Genomic DNA, 16,700 nt, shown 5'->3' on the forward strand with positions numbered 1-16,700 from the left:
TCCTGGGAAGTTCAGGCGACAGCTGCGGCCTGAACGGGGAAAGCGGGGGCTTCGGCGGCGGGCGCATGGGCCTCGCCGTGGAACTCGGCCTCGGAGACGCCGTAGATCTGCTCGATCCGGGCAGCGTTCAGCTCGGAGGGCGTGCCGTCGAACACGACACGACCGGCCTGCATGGCCACCAGCCGGTCGCAATAGGCACGGGCGACGTCCAGGTGATGCAGGTTGACCAGCACGGTCAGCCCATCCTGGCGGTTGACCTGGCGCAGCGTGTCCATGACCAGACGCGCATTCTGCGGATCCAGGCTCGCGATGGGCTCGTCGGCCAGGATCAGCCGGGGCTTCTGCATCAGGGCACGGCAGATCGCGACGCGCTGCTGCTGGCCGCCCGACAGCGTGTCCGCGCGCTGCAGCGCGGTGGCCAGCAGACCGAAACGGTCGAGCGTGGAGAGGGCCTCCGCGCGCTCCTCGGCGCTGAACTGGGCAAACAGGCTGGACAGATGCGCGAACAGGCCGCGGCGGTGGTTCAGCCGGCCGATCAGCACATTGGTCAGCACATCCAGCCGCTGCACCAGGTTGAACTGCTGGAAGATCATGGCGCAGCCGGTGCGCCAGTCGCGCAGGGCCTGGCCCTTCAGGGCCGTGATGTCCTGGCCCTCGAAGGTGATGCGGCCGGCGCTGGGCTCGGCCAGGCGATTGATCATGCGCAGCATGGTGGACTTGCCCGCGCCCGAACGGCCGATCACGCCCACCATCTGCCCCGCCGGGATTTCCAGCGAGACATCCTGCACCGCATGCACCGCACCGAACCGGCGGGAAACGCCCTGTAGCCTGAGCATCGAATCATCCCGAACTGCCGGAGCCGGGGGTTAGAGCGATTGGGTTTCAGCGTGATGACAATTCGGCGAAGGGATCATGGCAGCATCGACCGCCGAAGCACTGCAGGCCAAGCCGCGTGACCGGGGTCAAGATTTCTGATATGCTCGGAAAATTGAAATACAGTCCGTCAATCAGGCGGCCATTCGGTTTTCTTTTCCGAATGGCCATGGGTACCGCATCGTTTCGTCATCGCGCCGGGGGCCCAGCATCGGCACCACCGGCGCCTGAAAGGTCGGGAAATGGCTGTTGCAGCGCGCGCTTCCGCGAAATCCTCGGACGGGAGCAGCGCCACGGGCAAGCCCTCCGCCCCGGCGGAGAAGAAGCCCAAAGCCGCCAAGCCGGCCGTCGAGGCACAGGCGGCCCCGCCCGTGCCCGTGGAAATGCCGCCGCCCGCGGCGGTAATTCCGCCGGTTCGCCCTGCCATGACTGGCCTTCGCGGCGCTTTCAGTCTATCGCCGCGCTTACCGATGCAAGCCCGTCGGGGCACCGGCCTGGCGGAAACCCAGGCAGGCGCTCCGGCCGTTCCTTCCGAAGGGCCCCCCGTGAAAGTCGATTTCAAAGCTGGTGACATGGTGGTGTACCCGACGCATGGCGTCGGCACCGTTCAGGGTATCGAGACCATGGAAGTGGCCGGCACCTCCCTGCAGGTGATCACCGTCACCTTCGAGGAAAACCGCATGACCCTGCGGGTGCCGACCAACAAGGCCGCCACCGCCGGCCTGCGCAAGCTGGCGGGCCCCGCCATCGTGAAGCAGGCGCTGGAGACGCTGCGCGGCCGCGCGCGCATCAAGCGCACCATGTGGTCCCGCCGTGCCCAGGAATATGAGGCCAAGATCAACTCGGGCGACCCGATCGCGATCTCCGAGGTGGTGCGCGACCTGTTCCGCAATGCCGGCCAGCCCGACCAGTCCTTCTCCGAGCGCCAGATCTACGAGCAGGCGCTGGACCGCCTGGCCGCGGAGTTCGCGGCCATCGAGAAGACCGACAAGCTGACGGCCATCGACCGGCTGATCACGCATATGCGCGGCGCGGAAAAGGGCGGCGACAAGGGCAAGGCCGCCGCTGAACCGATCATCGAGGATGAGGACGAGGAAGAGGAGGAGTAATCCTCCCCTCTACCTCTTGCGGCCGAACAGCCGCCCCAGCCAGCCGAACAGGCCAGCCCCCTTCGGGCTGACCTTGTGGTGAGAGACATGCGGCCGGCGCGCCGGCGGCGGCAGCGCGCTCGCCACCGTGTGGCGACCGGCATCCCGTGCCTCGACCAGCCGGGCCTCCAGCACCAGAACCCTGACCGCGTCTTCCGACGGTTCCGCGCGGCGCAGGGCGGCGATGGCATCCTCCGCCGCCTCCCAGGCCTCGGCCCGACGCAGCGCATCGATGACGCGCAGGGATTGCGGCGCGTCCAGCGCCGGCCCGGCCCGCCACAGCGCCACCGCCTCCATGCGCCAGGCCTGGGCCAGATCGGGGCGGTTCAGGTCGTCGGCCGTCCAGGCCGCCTGCAGCATGGCCTCCGCGGCCTCATGCATCGCGCCCGTTTCATCCAGCACATGCGCCCAGGCCAGGAACCGGCGCGACAGCGGCGGAATCGACTGGTCCGCCACCAATGACCGGAAGGGCGCGGCCGCCACGACACGCGGGGCGGAGGGCCGCGCCTGGCGTATGTCGGGCGCGGCATAGCTGCAGCGCGGGCATTGCTGCAGCCAGCGGTCGATGGAGCCGCGCAGGGGCTCACCCGGGCGCAAATCCAGGTCCGGCGCCTGCTCCGGCGGCAAGGGGCGGAAGGAAGGCTGGCGGCTTTCCGTGCCGCAAACGGCGCAGGCCACCATGCCCGGGGGCTGGCGGCGCGTCTCGGTACCTTGTGCTGGGTCCGGCGTCGGCATGATCGCATACAATTAGGCCGTCACGCGACAAACCCAAAGGGGGATGTTGAAAGACAAGCCTCAAGGCCCGATAACGATTCCATGCCCAGAGGCGATTTGTTCCCCGATATCGCGCCCTTCGAGACCGGCTTTCTGCCGCTGTCCGACGGACATGTCATGTACTGGGAGCAGGTGGGCAACCCCGCCGGCGAGCCGGTGCTGTTTCTGCACGGCGGTCCGGGGGCAGGCGCGGGCGCGGTGCATCGCCGCTTCTTCGACCCCGCGCATTGGCGCCTGATCATCTTCGACCAGCGCGGCGCCGGCCGGTCGAAGCCGCTCGGATCTCTGGCCGAGAACACCACGCCGCATCTGGTGGCCGACATCGAGGTACTGCGGAACTTCCTCGGCATCCAGAAATGGCTGCTGTTCGGCGGCAGCTGGGGCTCCACGCTGGCCATCGCCTATGCCCAGGCCCACCCGGAGCGGGTGATCGGCGCGGTGCTGCGCGGCATATTCTTGGGGCGCGATACCGAGGTCGAGTGGTTCCTCAACGGCCTGCGCCGCGTCTTTCCGGATGCCTGGACGCAGTTCGCCGAGTTCATCCCCGAGGAGGAGCGCGACGACCTTCTGGGTGCCTATCTGCGGCGCCTGACGAACCCCGACCCCAGCGTGCACCTGCCTGCCGCGCGGGTCTGGAGCGGCTATGAGGGATCCTGCTCCACCCTGCTGCCGAGCCCGGACACGGTAGCGAGCTTCGCCCAGGACCGCACGGCACTCGGCCTCGCGCGGATCGAGGCCCATTACTTCGCCCATAAGCTGTTCCTGCCGGAGGGCGGACTGCTGGCGCATATGGACCGTGTGGCCAATATCCCGGCCGAGATCGTCCAGGGCCGCTACGACATGGTCTGCCCGACCGAGACCGCCTTCGACCTCGCCGCCGCCTGGCCCCGTGCGCGGCTGACGATCATTCCGGACGCCGGGCATTCGGCGCTGGAACCCGGCATCCGAACCGCCCTGGTGGCCGCCGTCGAACGTTTCCGGCGCCGCTAGTGAACAAGGCCCTCGACATGCTGGCCGCGGCGGGCATCGCCGCGCGCACCCATGAGCATCGCGCGGTCTTCACCGTGGCGGAATCTGAGGAAGTGCGCCACGAAATGCCGGGGCTGCACTGCAAGAACCTGTTTCTGAAGCCGGTGAAGGAAGCCGGCCCCTTCTGCTTGGCGACGCTGAAGGAAGACCGTCGCGTATCGGTCAACCAACTGGCACGGCTGGCAGGCTGGCCGCGCGTTTCCATGGCCAGCGCGGATGAGTTGCGCGACGCGCTGGGTGTGGAACCCGGCAGCGTCACGCCGCTCGGGCTGGTGAACGCCGCCCCCGGCGCCGTCCGTTTCGTGCTGGACGCCGCGATCGCCGAGGGTGACGATCCGCTCTGGTGCCACCCGCTGCGAAACACCGCCAGCACTGCCATATTACCGCGTGACTTGCGCCGCTTCCTGGAGGGCCTCGGCCACCAGGTGCTGGTGCTGGACCTGACTGAGGGGGAAACCCGATGAAGCGTCGCCATCTGCTGTTGCTGGCCCCGGTTGCCGGGCTTTCCGCCTGCGGCAACCCGCCGCCCCCTGTGCCTGCCGGGCCCGACATCGCCTACAGCTATCTGCCGCAGCTGAGGTTGAACGTCGCCAGCGTCGATATCGACCCGGAGGACCCGAGCAGCGGGCCCAACGATCTGGGCCGGATGATGAGCCCCAGCGCCGCCGAGGCCGTGCGCGTCATGGGCCGCGATCGCGTCGCCGCCTTCGGCAATCAGAATACGGCCCGTTTCGTCGTCAGCCGCGCTTCCATCGCCATGGAGCGCCTGCCGCGCCAGGGCGGCCTGTTCAGCGGCGACCCGGGTGAACGTCTCGTCTGCGTCCTGGCGGCCCGGCTGGAGATTCGAGACGGCAACCAGAGGCGCCTGGGCTTTGTCGAGGCCGAGGTGCGCCGCACCGCCCCCGCCGAAAGCACCAATGCGTCACGCAATAGCGTGGCCAGCAGCCTGCTGCGCCGCTCGGCCTTCGACCTGAACACGGAGTTCGAGTTCCAGGTGCGGCGCGGCCTGCGCGATTTCCTGGTCGAAGGCGATCGCGCCGCCCCGCCGCCGCCAGGCGCCGTGCAGCGGGAGCAGCTGTAGTCCACCAGGTGGACAGATCGGAGTTTTCCGTCGCGGGGCTCCGCTCCCCCGATTAGCTTCCATTCCAAGGCCGGTAAGGCCAGGGAGTGGAAACGGATATGCATGATGGACTGCGGCCGCGCCGGGTGGGGCCCGCGCGCCGGCAAATTCTCGCCATGGGTTTGCTGGCGACGCCCGCACTGGCCCAGGAGGCGTTCCCCAGCCGGCCCATCCAGGTCATCAACCCCTATGCCGCCGGCGGTGCGACCGACCTGATGGCGCGCGCCATGGCAGCCGGCCTCGCGCCGCGGCTGCGCCAGCCGGTGGTGATCGTGAACCGTGACGGCGCGGCCGGCGCTGTCGGCGCCTCAGCCGTGGCCCGCGCGGCACCCGACGGCTACACCCTGGCCTTCGCGCCGGCCCTGGTGCTGTCGGTGCTGCCCGTCACGCAGCCCGGATCCGGCGTGCGGCCCGAGGCACTGCGGCCGATCTATCAGATGTTCTCCAACGCCCAGGCGATCGCGGTGCGGTCGGATTCGCCGCACCGGTCCCTGCGTGACCTGGTGACGGCGGCGAAGGCCGCCCCCGGCAGCCTGACCTATGGCAGCCTGGGCATCGCCTCCATTCCCCATCTGGCCATGCTGCAATGGGCACGTGCCGCGGGGGTGGAGATGACCCATGTGCCCTTCCGGGGCGACGGCGCTGTGATGACGGAGGTGCTGGCAGGGCGCATCGACGTGGCGGCGATCGTGCTGGCCTCGGCCTCGAACCGGCCCGACATGCGGCTGCTGGCGGTGTTCGACACCGCCCGCAACCCGGCTTTCCCGGACGTGCCGACGGCGGTCGAGCAGGGGTTCGACGTCGCACCCACCAGCTTCGGCGGCCTGCTGGCGCCCGCCGCGACCCCGCCGGACCGCATCGCCCTGCTGGAAGCGGCCTGCGCCGCCGTCGCGGGCGAGGAAGGCTACAGGGCAGCCGCGCGACATGCGCTGCAGCCAGAGGCCTATCACGCGAGCGCCGATGTCTTCGCCGCCCGGCTGGCGCGCGATGTGGCGGAAAAAGCGGAGCTGCTGCGGGGTATCAGCCTCGCGGGCTAAGCGGCGGCCGGGAAAAGCCGCCCGCCCACCAGCCGCAGCACCCGGTCGGGCCTTTCCACCCCGACCAGCCGATGGGTGATGAGCAGCACGGAGCGCCCGCGCGTTGCTTCCTCCAGCACGGCCAGGAAGGCGCGTTCGGTCTCGGCATCCAGGCCCCAGCCGGGCTCATCCAGCACCAGCAGGGGCGCGGATTGCAGCAGCGCGCGGGCCAGCGCGATGCGCCTGGCCTGCCCGCCGGAGAAGCGGGAGCCACCCTCGCCGCAATCGGTGTCCAGCCCCGCCGGCAGGGAACGGATGAACTCCGCCATGCCGACCTGCGCCAGCACCCGCCAAAGCGCGGCATCCGGCGCGGCCGGCGCCGCGATGCGCAGGTTTTCGGCCACGCTGCCCTCGAAGATACGGGCATCCTGCGCCAGGCAGGCGATGCGGCCGCGCAGGTCGGGCGCGGCCAAACCCGCGATGTCCTGACCGCCCAGCGTGATCCGGCCGGCATCGGGCGCCGCGAACTTCAGCATCAGACGCGCCAGGGTGGACTTCCCCGCGCCTGAAGCGCCCAGCAGCGCCAGCCGCTCGCCTTCACGCCATTCCAGGTCCAGGCCGCGCAGCACCGTGTCGCGGCCCTCGCCCCAGGAGAATGTGACGCCCTCGAAGCGCAGCGTGTTGCCGCGGGGCAGCGGCGCCGGTGCGTCGGGTTCGAGCACCGGCGGGGGCGCGTCGGCCAGGGCCAGCAACCGCCGCGCGGCAGCGCCGGCGCTCGCCAGCGAAGCCCCGGCGCGGGGCACCAGCGCCAGCGTCTCCCCGGCGGCGAGCGCCAGGAACAGGCCCAGCACCGCCAGGCCCAGCCCGCCCGAACCAGACAGCGCCCAGCCCAGGGCACCCAGCAGCGCCGCCTGGGCACACAGCGTACCCAGCGAGCCGCCCAAGGCGGAACGGCGGGACAGCCGGCGCTCTGCCGCGTGCATCGCCCCGGTCGCCGCTGCCAGCCTGTCTGCGGCGCGCGTTTCGGCATTGTTGGCCAGGGTCTCGGTCAGCCCCAGCAGAGGGTCCAGGGCTGCGCGATGCACCGCGCCGCGCGCCTCGGTCACGGCCTCGGCGGCAGGGGCTGCGCTGCGCGCCAGCCAGATCGGCAGCAGGATGGCCAGCGCGAGGGGCAGCGCCACCAGCGCCGCCAGACCCGGGTTGGCGCCCAGCAGCAGGGCCGTGACCAGCACCACGGCCGCAGCCGCGACCGCCGGCAGCAGGGCCCGCAGATAGAGCCCGTCCAGCGCCTCGATATCCGCGATCATGCGGGCACGGGCATCACCGGCGCCGGTATGGCCCAGGCCAGCCGGCATGCGCTCCGCCAGGCGGCGGAAGAACCAGACGCGGGTGTCGGCCAGGGCACGGAATGTGGCCTCGTGGCTCACCATGCGCTCCGCCCAGCGCAGCGCGGGGCGGATCAGCACCATGGGGCGCGTCAACAACAGCGCCACCGCGCCGCCCGCGCCCGCGACGCCCGCCGCCACACCCTGGCCCGCCAGCGCCAGCAGCGCCACCGCCGACAGCGCGGACAGAACAGCCACCGCCAGGCCACCCAGCAGCCAACCGCGCCGAGTGGCCCACAGACCCCAAATGCGCATCAGATCTTGCCGCATGGCGCTACTCCCCCGCCGCCGCGCGGCGGCCGGAGGCACGCCCGTTTTCCAGCACCAGGACCCGGCCAGGCAGCCCGCGCAGGGCAGCGGCGGAGTGGGTGGCGACGATGGCGGTGCGGCCCATGCACAGCTTGCGGATGGCCTCCAGCACGATGCCTTCGGTGCCCGGGTCCAGCGAGGCTGTGGGCTCATCCAGCAGAACCAGCGGGGCCTCGCGCAGGAAGGCGCGGGCCAGGCCCACGCGCTGCGCCTGACCGCCCGAAAGGCCGTGCCCCCCCTCACCCACCGGCGTGTCCAGGCCGAGCGGAAGGTGGTCGGTGAAGGCCAGCACCTGGGCGGCCTCCGCCGCGGCCTCGATGGCGGCGCGGCCGGCCTCGGGGCGGGCGAAGGCGATGTTCTCCGCGATGGTGCCGGCGAAAATGTGCGGCCGCTGCCCGACATGGGCCACCATGCGGCGCAGCTCCGCCGGGCGCAGGCGCGTGATGTCCTGCCCGTTGATCGCGATCCGGCCCGCATCCGGTCGCCGGAACCCCAGAAGCAGCGCCAGCAGGCTGGACTTGCCGGACCCCGAAGCACCGGCCAGCAGCAGGGTCTCGCCCGCAGGCAGCGAGAAGCTGAGGCCATCCAGCGCCGGAGGGCGGCCCGCGGCATAGTTCAGCTTCACATCCGCGCAGGAGAGCGCGACCAGCGGCGGGACCTTCTCGAGCGCAAGTCCCTGGGGCGCGGCGTCGGCCAGCAGCGGCGCCAGCGCGGCGGCGGCACCGCGCGCGGATTGCGCCTCATGGTAGGCGGCGGAGAAGTTGCGCAGCGGCTGGAAGAAGGCCGGCACCACCAGGATGCACCACAGGGCCGTCACGGCATCCGGGTGGTTGTGCCCCAGCAGGGAGCCATGCCGCCAGGCCAGATAGGCCAGCGTCCCAGCTGCCAGCAGCTCCAACCCGCCCGAGGAAAGAAAAGCCACCCGCAGCACGCGCATGGTGCGCGTGCGCAGTTCCTCGGCCGCGGCACCCAGCGCCACGGCCTCGTCCTCAGCCCGATTGAACTGCACGAGGGTCGAGAGGCCGCGAATCCGGTCGGTGAAGCGGCCGGAAAGCCTGGCCAGCGCATCGAACTGCCGACGGCTGGCGCGCGCGGCGCCGATGCCGGCCACGGCCATGAACACCGGCACCAGCATGCCCATGACCAGCAGCACCAGCCCCGAGACCCAATCGAATACCCACACCGCCACGATGATGCCGGCCGGCACCATCAGCGCCAGCAACGCGGCAGGCAGCCAGCGGGAGAAATAACCGTCCAGCGCCTCAACCTGCTCCACCGCCAGGGAAGCCTTTTCACCGGCTGCGCGGCCATCGGCGGGGCCGGCCGCCAGCAGGGCAGCGAACACCCGCGCCCGAAGTCCGGCCCGTGCGGCGCGGCCTGCGGCACCCTGGGCGATCTCCTGCGCGGAAACCAGGGCGGCGGCCAGCAAGGCGAGCGCGGCGGCGCCGATCAGCTCGGGCCAGCCGCCGGTGCCCAGGCCCAACAACCCGGCGACGAGACTGGCCAGCAGCCATGCCTGGGCGATACCGGCACCCGCCACCGCCAGGCCGAGCACCACCGGCAACCAGGCCCTTCCGCCCAGCCGCCGCAATTCCTGCCCCAGCAACTTCCGGCCCGCCTTGGCCGCGGCCCTGTCAAACTGTCCCGCCTCAGCCAAGGCTCACACCTCTCGCTTGCCGTTCGGCCATAGTCCCGCCAGATAGCCCGTGCACCGGATCAGGAACAGCGCATGCTCCCTACTCATGGTTATTTTCCCTATCATCCCTGGGTGGGCCGCGCGCGCTGGAACTGGCCCAACGGTGCAAAATTGGCCGTCTACCTGGGTGTGAACCTGGAGCATTTCGCCTTCGGCGAAGGTCTGGGCGCGGAATTGGCCCCCGGCGGCCCGCATCCGGATATCCTGAATTACGCCTGGCGGGACTATGGCAACCGGGTCGGCGCCTGGCGGCTGCTGCAGATGCTGGATGAGCTGAAGCTGCCCTGCACCGTGCTGCTCAACAGCAGCATGTACCATCACGCACCCGAGCTGGTGGCCGCCCACCGTGCGCGCGGCGATGAGATGGCCGGCCACGGCCGTACCAACTCCGAGCGCCAATCCACCATGACCGAGGCCGAGGAGCGGGCCATGATCGCCGAGGCCACCGACGCGATGGCCCGGCACGAGGGCGTGGCCCCGCGCGGCTGGCTGTCACCCTGGATCGCGGAAAGCCGCGCCACCCCTGCCCTGCTGGCCGAAGCCGGTTACCGATACACGCTGAACTGGTGCATGGACGACATGCCGGTGTGGAAGACCACAAGCGCCGGCAGGCTGCTCGCCATTCCCTATCCCCAGGAAAACAACGACATCCCGGCCATCGTCGCCCGCAAGGACGGCATGGCCCAATTCGCCGACATGATCGTCGAGGATTTCAACGAGCGCCTGCGCCAGGTGCGCGACGGCATTCCCCAGGTGATGGGGATCGCGCTGCATCCTTATATTATCGGCCAGCCCTATCGCATCGCGATGCTGCGTGGCGCGTTGAAGCGCATATTGGCGCGCCGCCGGGACATCTGGTTCACCACCGCGGGCGCGATCCATGACCATGTGGTGAACCTGCCGGAAGGAAGCATTCCCGGATGATGCGTGCGCTGATCCCCGTTCTCGGCCTGTCGGCGATGCTGGGCGCCTGCGCCGCCGTCGTGCCCACCCAGCCGGCGCCCGGCCTGCCGCAGACCGTGCCCTCGGTCGATCTCAGCCGCTATACCGGCACCTGGTACGAGATCGCGCGGCTTCCCACCCGCTTCCAGGACAGCAGCGACGCCCGGTGCGAGGGCGTGACCGCGACCTACACCGCGCGTGAGGATGGGCGCATCGACGTCGTGAACCGTTGCCGCAACGCGCTGGCGAACAACGCGGTCAAGGAAGCCAGCGCGGTGGCCACCCCGCAGGACGGCAGCGGCAATGCGCGTCTGCGCGTCAGCTTCTTCTGGCCGTTCCACGGCGATTACTGGGTGATCGGCCTGGACCCCGAATACCGCTGGGCGGTCGTCGGCACGCCGGATCGCGATATGCTGTGGATCCTCTCACGTACACCGCGCATGGAGCTGCCGGACTATACGCGGGCGCTGGAAATCGCCCGAAGCCAGGGCTTCCCGGTCGACCGCGTGCAGGGCACCCCTCCTTGAGAAATCGTGAGCGGTAATGCATGGCGCCGCATTCATATGAACGATTGTTTATGAAGGCCAGCAACCAGTAACGTCCCCGCCGAGCAGGGAGGGGACGTCATGGCTGACTCAGTCATCACCTATACGCGCGGCAACCAGTACATCCGCCATATTCCGTACGACAAGGAAGGTGTCGCGAAGCCCGCGGCACACGGTCTGGTCGGCACGCTCACCATCGGTGGTTATGAGTTCCAGACCATGGAACGCATGGACGGCTATGTGCACATGAACGGCGATGAGGACTACACGCCCTCCATGATGTACTGGCATTCGAAGTACAAATCGTTCGTCCTGAACCCTTGGCTGGGCAAGGATGCCGAGGCCACCAAGAAGAAGAACATCCTGTTCCATCCGGCCAGCCGGCCGCATCATCTGGAAGGCTGCGTGGGCGTGGGCTTCTTCGACGCCGCGGGAAAGCTGGAGGATTCGAAGTACTGCTTCGACGCCATCTGGAATCTGATGGGTGGCACCGCGGGTGACCAGACCAGCAAGCTGACCTTCCTGTTGCGGGTCGTGGGCCAGATGAAGGCCAAGTCGGCCTGCACGCCCTTCTCGCCATAGCCGCTTGCAGCCGGGCGGGCCCGCCGCTACGCCCGAAATCATGCCGAACCCGACCCCTTTCTGGCGCGATCGCCGCTTCCTCGTGCTGTTGCTGCTGGGTTTCTCAGCCGGGGTGCCGCTGCCGCTTTCGGGCTTCGTGCTGCGGCAATGGTTTTCCGAAAGCGGGCTGTCGCTGGCGGCCATCGGCTTCACCGCCTGGATCGGGCTGGCCTACAGCTTCAAATTCCTCTGGTCCCCGGTGCTGGACCAGATCGCGCCGCCGGGGCTGGCGCGGCTGGGTCGCCGGCGCGGCTGGCTGCTGCTGATCCAGCCGGCACTGATGGTGGCCATCATCGCCATGGGCCAGACCAGCCCCGCCAGTGCCGCCCAGGTGACGGCCGCCATCGCCGTGCTCATCGCCTTCCTCTCGGCCAGCCAGGACATCGTCGTCGATGCCTGGCGTATCGAGATGCTGGAGGAGGAGCAGCAAGGCTACGGCCTGGCCGCCTATGTCTGGGGCTATCGCGGTGCGCTGCTGGCCTCCTCCACCGGCGGGCTGGCGCTGGTCGGGACGCTGGGCTGGGACGGCGTGTTCATCTACTGCGCGGGCCTGATCCTGCTGGGCCTGATCGGCACGCTGCTGGGGCCGGAGGTGGACCGCGCCCCCCAGGCACCCCTGCCCTGGGGCGCGCGGCTGAGGCTGGGCGTGGTCGAGCCCTTCGCGGAGTTCCTGACGCGGCGCCACGCGCTGGCCATCCTGATCTTCGTCGGGCTGTTCAAGCTGGGCGAGGCGCTGGCGGGCGTGATGACAGCACCGTTTTATCGGGAACTCGGCTTCTCGCGGGGGGATGTCGCGGCTGTTTCGGGCTTCTTCGGCATGTTCGCCACGCTGGGTGGGGCGCTTGCGGGCGGCTGGGTGGTGGCCAAGCTGGGCACCGGCCGCGCGCTCATCATCACCGGCCTGTTCCAGATGCTGTCCAACCTGCTTTACGTCGTGCTGGGCTGGGCGCCGAGCATGCCGATGCTGTTCGTGCAGGTGGGGGTGGAGAACTTCACCGACGGCCTCGCGGACGCGGCTTTCCTGACCTACCTGTCCTCTCTGACGGCCCGCGCCTTCACCGCCACGCAATACGCGCTGCTGTCATCTCTGGCCTCGGTACCGCTGCGCACCTTGGGCGGCGCGGGCGGCGTGCTGGCCCAGGGGCTGGGCTGGAGCTGGTTCTTCGTGCTGACCACGGCCGCCGCCCTGCCGGCATTGGCCGTGATGCTGTTCCTGCTGCGGCGCCTGCCCGCCCGCGAAGGCTGACAGGCGCCATCGCGCTCAGGCGAAGATGAAGTCCTCGGCCCGCAGGTCGGTCACGCCATAGACGCCCATCTGGCCGAAAGCGGTGTGGATCAGCGTGCCGCCGCCGCCGACCTGCAGCACCTCGGCCGTCAGCATGTCGGCCGAGGTCAGGCCCAGGGCCCTCGCGTCGATCCGGTCGCCCTCGGCACGGGAAAAGTCAAAGAGTTCATCCGTGCCGGGCCCCGCCACGAAGATGTCGGCGCCAGCGCCGCCCACCAGCTTGTCGTTGCCCGCGCCGCCTTCGAGGGTGTCGTTGCCGGCACCACCGCGCAGGGTGTCGTCGCCCTCGCCGCCCAGAAGTGTATCGGCCCCATTCTGGCCCCACAGCGTGTCGTCGCCGCCACCGCCGTTCAGCACGGAGCCGAAGGCGGCATTCGCCACCATTTCCTCGCCGGTGGCGCCGCCGGTCACGCTGGTGGCGCCGGCGGTCAGGCGGATGAACTCGATGTTCGCGCCTGCCGTCCAGCCATCGACGGCCACGAAGACCGTATCGGTTCCAGCCGCCTCCGCTTCCTGCACAACGTCCCCGGCATCCTCGACCAGATAGGCGTCATTGCAGAGGCCGCCGGCCATCAGGTCATGGCCGGCGCCGCCCAGCAGGGTGTCGTCGCCATCGTTGCCGAACAGCTCGTCATCGCCTTCCTCGCCGAACAGCAGGTCGTTGCCGCCGCCGCCCAGGATGCTGTCGTCACCGCCCTTGCCCGCCAGCGTGTTGTCTCCGTCATTGCCGGCCAGCGTGTTGGCAAGGGCATTGCCCACCGCATCCACATGGCCGGTGCCGGAGAAGCCCAGCCGCTGCAGCGTCTCGGCCAGGACGAAGAATCCGTCCGTCGCGGCACCCGTGTTCACCGTAAGCCCATCGGAGTGGATGCCGGCATTGCCGAGGTCGCCGGCCGATGCCTTGCGGATCGTCAGCTCGCTGCCGGCGGCCAGGCCGCGGCTGGCATCGGCGATGGTGTTGGAGGACACCTGACGGACACCGCCCGTGAAGCCCTGCACCGCGCCATCCAGCAGCAGATCGACGATGACCGGGTCATGGTCGGAGTAGCGGACCGGGCTGTTCGGGTCGAACACGGTCGTGGGGCGGCCGAAATCCGTGTTGTAGTCGAGCAGATCGGCTTCCTGCGCGTTCAGGTGCCACTCATGCACGCCCACCACCAGCCCGGCGAAGTCGCCGCTGGCCAGGGCATTGTCCAGATAGCCCTTCTGGCCGTCGAACACGTAGGAGGAGGCATTGTCGTTGCCGATCCAGCTCTCGACCAGGCTGCCATAGCCGGCACCGGCCAGATGCTGGACAGAGGTTTCCTTCGCATAGGCATTGAAGTCGCCCATGATGACCGTGTCGGCATCGTGCGCGCCGGTGGGGTTGGTCTTCAGGAAGGCCTCCAGCGCCTGGGCGGCCAGCAGGCGCTGGTTCTGCCAATTGCCGGAGCCGTCCAGCTGGTCCGCATCCGCCCCCGTGCCGGTGCCCGACTTGGACTTGTTGTGCACGCCGGCCACGGTGAAGACCTCGCCGCTGCCCAACTGCTCAAAGCTGGTGACCAGCACGGCGCGGCTGGTGTCGGCACCGTTGAACACCGCGCCCTTGCTGCTGCGGGACAGGAAATCGGCGGGCAGCAGCCCGGCGGAGATCAGGCCCGGGATGTCGCTGTCGTCCAGAACGGCGGGGTTGGTGCCGGTCGCGAGCTGGACGCGATCGGTGCGATAGATGATCGAGACCTTGATCGCGTCGCCACCCAGATACTGAGTGCCGGGGTTCACGAAGGACCACAGGCCAGGCGTGCCCTGGGCCGCGTTGAATTCATCCACCAGGGTCTGGATGGCGCTGCCGGGGCCGAAGCCGTTGTTCTCCAGCTCATTCACCACGATCACATCGGCATCGAGCTGGTCGAGCGCGGTGTAGAGCTTCTCCTTCTGCCGGGCGAGCTCACCCGCATTGGTCGCGCCGCGCGGCTCGAAGGCATTGCCCGGCCCGGTCATGCTGCCATCGGCCAGGGTGGTGAAGTAGTTCAGCAGATTGGCGCTCGCCAGGCGGATGTCGCCCTCGCGGGCCGGGGCATCGCTGCGCGGGGCTGTGTCCACGATGGTGGGGTTGTTCGCCGTCTGCAGCCGGTACTCATTGAAGCCGTACCCCAGATTGCCGACCAGCCCCGAGAAGCTGTCGCCCATCTGCGGCGCGTTGGCGGTGGTGATCGCCTGGTCGAAGATCCGCACCGTCGAGGGGTTCTGGATGTTCAGGCCATCGTCGATCAGCAGCGAGCGGGCGCCCAGCTCCTGCAGGTATTGGGCATAGCCCGCGGCGTCCGGCGTGTCGGTCTGCGCGAACTGGGTCTGCTGCCCGCCCTGCGCGACCCGGATCTCACCATAGCGGTCGAGGTTGAACATCTCGGTGATGGTCATGGTCTGGGGCAGGCGGATCAGCATGCCCTCGGCGAATTCCAGGTCCGGCAGGACGCGGCCGCCGGCCGTGATGGTGCCGGTGGCCGGCAGGTTCACGTCGAGCGCGAAGTTGTCGATCACTTCCTGCTGGGTGTAGGCGCCGCCCCGGATGATCTGGATCTGCAGCGAGGAGCTGGAGACATTGAGCTGGGTTTCGTTGAAGTTCTCGTTCACCACACCGGTCACGCGGATGATGTCGCCCACCCGCACATCGGTGATCGGCGAGGCAGCGCCGTCGGCCTGGTAGACGAAGATGCCCTCGGAGGTCAGCTCGTTGCCGTCCGGCATCAGGTCCTGCAGGTAGAAGCCCTGGAGGTTGCGGTTCCCGTCGGCATCGCCGTTCTGGTAGTCGCCGGTGACCACCCCCTCGAGCGTGACGGTCTGGCCGACCATCAGCGAAGCAGGGCCGCTGCCCTGCACATCGTGGATGCGGGTCACCGGCTGGTCGTCGTCAATGACCGTGGCAGTCGCGGTCGCGGCGCCGACGGCATAGCCGGTCCCGGCATCGGACAGGGTGACGGTGAAGCTCTCATTGGCTTCCTGCACCACATCGGCCCGCACATTCACCACGATCTCTGCCGCGGTGGCGCTGCCGGTGAGGGGCACGTCGAAGGCCGCGCCGAAAGCGAAGCCCGTGACGGGCACGCCGTCCACGGTGACGGAGGCGATCTCTCCGGCGGAAAGGGTCGCGGAGGCGATGGTCGCCTTGACCACGGTATCGCCGGGTGTCGTGTCCGCGCGGGTCACGCTGAAGCTGAAGGCGGTGCTGCCGCTGTTGCCTTCCAGCTGGTTCAGCGTGCCGGGGGACAGGTCGATGGCGGTGGACGGTTCGGCCGACGGCACGCTCAGGCTGATGTTGTCGAAGCCCACCTCGTCACGGCTGCCGCTGCCGCCATTGTCGCCGATGGTCCAGCGCAGAAAGATGTAGTCGCCCGTCTGGATGGTGGCGTTCAGGGTCTGCGCCGCGAATTCGACGGCGCTGAAGCCCGCGCCCGCATCGGCCGCGATCGGGGTGGAGAAGCCGAGGGCCGCGATGCCGGTGAAGGCGGCCGGCTGCGCGGCGGCCGACGACACGGCATAGGACAGGTCGACCGCGACAGAGCGCCCGGCGTTGTTCCGGTACACGCCGTCATAGTCGAAGACGAAGCTGCTCAGCGTCTCGGTGCCCAGATATTGCACGCGCAGGGTGATGGTCCCCGGGGTGGTGCCGAACTCCGCGCCGGTCGTTTGGATCACGAAGGAGGTGCCGAGCGACGCGACGCCCGTCTCCACCGCATAGACGCCGGCCGTGGTCGGATCACCGCTGAGCACGCCGCGCGCATAGTCGCCCGTCGTCGCGGTGGCGCCGTAATCCATCAGGCCCGCATTGTCGCTGAAGCCCTGGATGCGCCAGAAATCGGAATCGAGCTGGCCGGCGCCGGGTGTCGGCGCAAAGCCCGCCCCCGTGAAACCGCTGAAGTTGATGGGTGACGAGAGGCTGAACGACATGTGTGACAGATCCCCGGTGACTGAGGGGCT

The 16,700-nt window shown here is 69.3% G+C and carries 14 protein-coding genes; 9 read left to right on the forward strand and 5 right to left on the reverse strand.

All coding sequences use genetic code 11. The features are described 5' to 3' along the window. Positions 1-11 precede the first annotated feature (11 nt). Positions 12-836, reverse strand: coding sequence for a phosphonate ABC transporter ATP-binding protein (gene phnC / locus EOD42_RS02375; RefSeq protein ID WP_127785544.1), 825 nt, complete (start codon positions 834-836; stop codon positions 12-14). A 582-nt stretch (positions 837-1,418) separates the two neighbouring features. On the opposite strand from phnC, the gene EOD42_RS02380 reads away from it, so the two are divergent. Continuing rightward, the gene (locus EOD42_RS02380; protein WP_240654796.1) at positions 1,419-1,982 is read left to right on the forward strand and encodes a CarD family transcriptional regulator; all 564 of its coding nucleotides are present in this window, start codon (positions 1,419-1,421) and stop codon (positions 1,980-1,982) included. A 9-nt stretch (positions 1,983-1,991) separates the two neighbouring features. On the opposite strand, the gene EOD42_RS02385 is transcribed toward EOD42_RS02380, so the two are convergent. Then, complete coding sequence (locus EOD42_RS02385) at positions 1,992-2,756, reverse strand: hypothetical protein (RefSeq protein WP_127785548.1); 765 nt, start codon at positions 2,754-2,756, stop codon at positions 1,992-1,994. A gap of 81 nt (positions 2,757-2,837) precedes the next feature. Here EOD42_RS02385 and pip point away from each other — a divergent pair, with 81 nt between their 5' ends. From pip to EOD42_RS02405, 4 genes are all read left to right on the forward strand, one after another. Then, positions 2,838-3,785 (forward strand): prolyl aminopeptidase, encoded by a 948-nt coding sequence (gene pip / locus EOD42_RS02390; RefSeq protein WP_127785550.1) that lies wholly within the window; start codon positions 2,838-2,840, stop codon positions 3,783-3,785. Beyond that, entirely contained in the window at positions 3,785-4,288 is a 504-nt protein-coding gene (locus EOD42_RS02395; protein WP_127785552.1) for a prolyl-tRNA synthetase associated domain-containing protein, read from the forward strand. Before pip ends, EOD42_RS02395 begins: the two co-directional genes overlap by 1 nt. Next, a complete protein-coding gene (locus tag EOD42_RS02400) occupies positions 4,285-4,905 on the forward strand; it encodes a hypothetical protein (protein ID WP_127785554.1) in 621 nt (206 codons plus the stop codon). The genes EOD42_RS02395 and EOD42_RS02400 overlap by 4 nt, the downstream gene beginning before the upstream one ends. A 155-nt stretch (positions 4,906-5,060) precedes the next feature. After that, positions 5,061-5,981, forward strand: a complete 921-nt coding sequence (locus tag EOD42_RS02405; RefSeq protein WP_164867745.1) for a tripartite tricarboxylate transporter substrate binding protein — start codon at positions 5,061-5,063, stop codon at positions 5,979-5,981. Here the strand turns inward: EOD42_RS02405 and cydC are convergent. Both cydC and cydD read right to left on the reverse strand, forming a co-directional pair. Continuing rightward, positions 5,978-7,600: a thiol reductant ABC exporter subunit CydC gene (cydC, locus tag EOD42_RS02410; protein ID WP_164867746.1), complete on the reverse strand. Its 1,623-nt coding sequence runs from the start codon at positions 7,598-7,600 to the stop codon at positions 5,978-5,980. The genes EOD42_RS02405 and cydC overlap by 4 nt on opposite strands. Before the next feature lie 19 nt (positions 7,601-7,619). Beyond that, positions 7,620-9,212 carry a thiol reductant ABC exporter subunit CydD gene (gene cydD / locus EOD42_RS02415; protein WP_240654936.1) on the reverse strand — a complete coding sequence of 531 codons (1,593 nt, stop codon included), beginning with the start codon at positions 9,210-9,212 and terminating at the stop codon, positions 7,620-7,622. 171 nt (positions 9,213-9,383) lie between these two features. On the opposite strand from cydD, the gene EOD42_RS02420 reads away from it, so the two are divergent. The 4 genes from EOD42_RS02420 to EOD42_RS02435 all read left to right on the forward strand — a co-directional run bounded on the left by EOD42_RS02420 (position 9,384) and on the right by EOD42_RS02435 (position 12,704). Beyond that, positions 9,384-10,274, forward strand: coding sequence for a polysaccharide deacetylase family protein (locus EOD42_RS02420; protein ID WP_127785562.1), 891 nt, complete (start codon positions 9,384-9,386; stop codon positions 10,272-10,274). Beyond that, a complete protein-coding gene (locus EOD42_RS02425; RefSeq protein ID WP_127785564.1) occupies positions 10,271-10,819 on the forward strand; it encodes a lipocalin family protein in 549 nt (182 codons plus the stop codon). The genes EOD42_RS02420 and EOD42_RS02425 overlap by 4 nt, the downstream gene beginning before the upstream one ends. 99 nt (positions 10,820-10,918) lie before the next feature. Beyond that, positions 10,919-11,419 carry a hypothetical protein gene (locus EOD42_RS02430; RefSeq protein ID WP_127785566.1) on the forward strand — a complete coding sequence of 167 codons (501 nt, stop codon included), beginning with the start codon at positions 10,919-10,921 and terminating at the stop codon, positions 11,417-11,419. 40 nt (positions 11,420-11,459) lie between these two features. Next, complete coding sequence (locus EOD42_RS02435) at positions 11,460-12,704, forward strand: AmpG family muropeptide MFS transporter (protein WP_127785568.1); 1,245 nt, start codon at positions 11,460-11,462, stop codon at positions 12,702-12,704. A gap of 15 nt (positions 12,705-12,719) precedes the next feature. Here the strand turns inward: EOD42_RS02435 and EOD42_RS02440 are convergent, their stop codons facing one another. Beyond that, positions 12,720-16,670, reverse strand: coding sequence for an ExeM/NucH family extracellular endonuclease (locus tag EOD42_RS02440; RefSeq protein WP_127785570.1), 3,951 nt, complete (start codon positions 16,668-16,670; stop codon positions 12,720-12,722). Positions 16,671-16,700 lie beyond the last annotated feature (30 nt).

This window comes from Rhodovarius crocodyli (genome assembly GCF_004005855.1).
GTDB classification, from domain to species: Bacteria; Pseudomonadota; Alphaproteobacteria; order Acetobacterales; family Acetobacteraceae; genus Rhodovarius; species Rhodovarius crocodyli.